Consider the following 3,360-nt stretch of genomic DNA (forward strand, 5'->3'; position numbering starts at 1 on the left):
TCGTGACCGTTTCCTCGGCTTAACATCGGTCTGGTCGTAGTGTCCGCCGTATCCATTCGTCTATGGAAAGGACACGGCTATGGATACGACTGTCATTCATTTGGGTGGTCTCGTTGTCGCGGCGTTGCGTCAGGCGGGGTACGCGGAGTCCACGATTGGACAGTACGAGAAAACGATCCGCGCGTTGGACCGATTCGTCGATGGTCGCGGCGGGGCGTATACGAGTGCGCTCGGGGTGGTGTTCGCGTCGTTGACGACGAGCCCGCGCACGGGCCGCTTCAGCGCAATTCGTCGATTCAACTACACGCGGCTCGTGACGTTGTTCGACGCACTTGTCGATACTGGGGACGTGCCTCTCAGCGTTCGTAAGCGCGGTGGTGGCGGCCGCCGGCCATTCTCCGACACGTTCATCTCGCTGAATGCCGAATGGGAGGCTGAGATGATCGAGCGAGAACTCGCTGATGCGACGCGTGAGGCTTATGGTCGCACTGCGCGCGGCTACCTGGTGTTCCTCGAAGAGCACGGGATCGTCCGTTTGGAAGACGCGGACGCCGGCACGATCACTGGCTTCTTGGAATCGTTGCTGGATCGGTGGGCGAAGAGCTCCCTGTTCTGGGTGGTGTCGAACTTCCGCCCATTCCTGACGTTCACCGGCCGACGTGACCTCGTCGATGCGCTGGGTCTTGTCGGGATACGCCGTTCGCACCCGGTGTTGTCGGTCATGGCTGATGAGGACGTGCAGCGCGTGGTAACCGCGTGCGCGTCACGCACGGTGGTGTCGTCACGCGACGCAGCGATCACGTTGCTGGCGCTGATGACGGGGCTGCGTTCGTGCGACATCATCGATCTGCGGTTGGGTGATATCGATTGGCGATCACAGACGATCAGTCTCATCCAGCAGAAGACCCGTAACCCGGTCACGCTGCCACTGCCGGGCCTACTGCTGGCACGCCTCGCCGATTATGTCCTGAATGAGCGGCCCGACACTGGTGATGATCATGTCTTCCTGCGCCAGCTCGCGCCACACACCCCGTTGGCTGATCATGCGACGATTCACCGGATCACCACGGTCGTGTTCACCGCCGCTGGCGTCACTGATCCGCGGGCCGGGTCACGGCTGTTGCGGCATACGGCCGCGTCGAGGCTGCTGGCCGCGGCGACCGCACTGCCGACGATTTCCGCTGTCCTCGGTCACGCCCGTATCGAATCAACCAGCATCTACCTGACCGTTGATGAGGGGCGGCTGGCCGGATGCGTGCTGCCCGTCCCGGCGGGGGCACGATCATGATCGAGTATTCATCCGGGCACGGATTCGTCAGTGTGTTCGCGGCTGATTTGGATGACTACGTCGCGTTCAAAACGGCGATGGGCTTCACTGGTCTCTCCCGCATCTGGTATCTGAAGCAGTTCGACGCCTACTGCACCCACCACCAGTCGACGACGTTGGATCGGGTGACCGTTGAAGGATGGGTCACGGAACGGCTTGCCAGCTCCGGCACCTACCGGTCATGGATGTCATACATCCGTGGCTTCGGGCGATGGGTCCTCGTTCACCGCGACCCGGACGCCTACGTCCTCGACAGCACCTGGAGAGCACCCTTCGTGCGCTCGCACCCTTACCTGCTCACCGGAGAGCAGATCGAGAAGTTCTTCACTGCGGCCACGAGCGTGAGATCGAAATCACCGTGGGAATGGCAGGCGTCGGCGTTCTTCACCCTGATGCATTCGTGCGGGCTGCGCACCGGCGAGGTCAGAGCCCTGCGCCCCGAAGACGTTGACCTGCGCGGCGGGCATGTCACGATCATCGAGTCCAAGGGCCACCGCAGCCGGCGTCTGCCGGTCACCGATGACGTGACCGCGATCCTGAGGTCCTGCGATGCGACGTCAAGGAAGTGGTTTCCCGGCAGGCGATCGTTCTTCGTCTCCGCGACCGGCTCGGCCGTGACGCCCACATCGGTCGGGGTGATCTTTCACCGCATTTGGGACCACGCGGGCTTGCCCCGTCCGAACGGCGGTGCCCAGCCTCGTCCCTATGATTTCCGTCATCACTTTGCTTATGCGAATCTGGAACGTTGGATGGCCGACGGGACCGACGTGTCCGCGATGCTGCCCTACCTGCAGGTATATATGGGCCACGCGGGCGTCGAGTCGACCTACTACTACGTCCACACGTCTCCGGATTTCATGGACGCCTACACCGGCATCACCCGTGAGGCCAGCAGGGGCCTGCTGCCGGAGGTCGGTTTCGCATGAAACGTCACGTCGTCACCGGCGCCCCGGATTTCTGGGACCTCGCCCGCGGCTTCCTCCACACCTATCTTCCCGCCGTCCGCTCAGCATCTGCGAGGACGATTGAGGCCTACCGGATCAGCTTGGAATGCTTCCTCGGGTTTCTCACCGACCACCAGCACATCACCCGCACCGATGTCACGTTCGACTGCTTCGACCGGACGCATCTGAAAGCCTGGCTGGCATGGATGAACGAACACCAGCGTTACGCACCCCGGACGATCACACTGCGGCTCACCGCGATTCGGGCGTTCCTCGCCTACGCCGCCGCCGAGGACATCACCCTCGTCGCGCTGCACAACGCGGCCTCGACGTTGAAACCTCCGACCGTCCCGAAGAGGCCGATCGAGTATCTCACCGAGGATGAGACTCGCGCGGTCCTCGCCGCGCACACCGGCCACACAGCCAAATCACGCCGGAACCGAATGCTACTCATCTTGCTCTACGACACTGCGGCCCGCGTCAGCGAGATCACCCGTCTCACTCTCGGCGATCTCACCCTCACCCATCCGGGCCACGTGATGTTGACCGGGAAACGACGCAAGACCCGTGTCGTTCCATTGACCGAGGCCACGATCGGGCACCTGCGCGTCTATCTCGATGAGTTCCATCCCGACCGAGCGGTCCTCCCATCGGACAGGCCGCTGTTCTACAGCCACCATCAGGGACAACCGGCGCCGCTCTCGGCCGATACTGTCGCGAACGTGCTCACCATCGCCGCCGACACCGCACGAGCGCACTGCCCCTCGGTCCCTGCGAGGGTTCACTGTCATATGCTCCGCAAGACCAAAGCGATGGATCTCTACCAGCAAGGTGTCCCGTTGCCCATCATCATGCGCCTCCTCGGCCACGAGAACATCTCGACCACGAACGCGTTCTACGCCTTCGCGACCATCGACATGATGCGCGACGCTATCAACGCCGCCACACCAACAGCCGACGTCGCTCGCATCCCCGAAGACGCGCTCCGCGCGCTCTACAGCCTCCGATAACCCCGAAATGTTAAGCCGAGGAAACTGTTACGAACCCGCGCCACCACACGCCAGAACACGAATCCTCGGCTTAACGAAA

Annotated in this window: 3 protein-coding genes; all 3 read left to right on the plus strand. The window is 62.6% G+C overall.

What is annotated here, in order from left to right; genetic code table 11:
• Nucleotides 1-79 precede the first annotated feature (79 nt).
• Genes JF52_RS0116195 through JF52_RS0116205 form a run of 3 tightly spaced genes read left to right on the plus strand, consistent with a single transcriptional unit; the run spans nucleotide 80 to nucleotide 3,281 of the window.
• A complete protein-coding gene (locus JF52_RS0116195) occupies nucleotides 80-1,288 on the plus strand; it encodes a site-specific integrase (RefSeq protein WP_033107662.1) in 1,209 nt (402 codons plus the stop codon).
• Nucleotides 1,252-2,253, plus strand: coding sequence for a tyrosine-type recombinase/integrase (locus tag JF52_RS0116200; RefSeq protein ID WP_084595915.1), 1,002 nt, complete (start codon nucleotides 1,252-1,254; stop codon nucleotides 2,251-2,253). The genes JF52_RS0116195 and JF52_RS0116200 overlap by 37 nt, the downstream gene beginning before the upstream one ends.
• Complete coding sequence (locus JF52_RS0116205; RefSeq protein WP_033107663.1) at nucleotides 2,250-3,281, plus strand: tyrosine-type recombinase/integrase; 1,032 nt, start codon at nucleotides 2,250-2,252, stop codon at nucleotides 3,279-3,281. The genes JF52_RS0116200 and JF52_RS0116205 overlap by 4 nt, the downstream gene beginning before the upstream one ends.
• Nucleotides 3,282-3,360 lie beyond the last annotated feature (79 nt).

It is taken from the genome of Microbacterium profundi (genome assembly GCF_000763375.1).
GTDB classification, from domain to species: Bacteria; Actinomycetota; Actinomycetes; order Actinomycetales; family Microbacteriaceae; genus Microbacterium; species Microbacterium profundi.

What these genes read in the sequence shown, in the direction of transcription:
- JF52_RS0116195 (WP_033107662.1), top strand. Translation starts at nt 80, where the DNA reads ATGGATACGACTGTCATTCATTTGGGTGGTCTCGTTGTCGCGGCGTTG.
- JF52_RS0116200 (WP_084595915.1), top strand. Translation starts at nt 1,252, where the DNA reads ATGCGTGCTGCCCGTCCCGGCGGGGGCACGATCATGATCGAGTATTCA.
- JF52_RS0116205 (WP_033107663.1), top strand. Translation starts at nt 2,250, where the DNA reads ATGAAACGTCACGTCGTCACCGGCGCCCCGGATTTCTGGGACCTCGCC.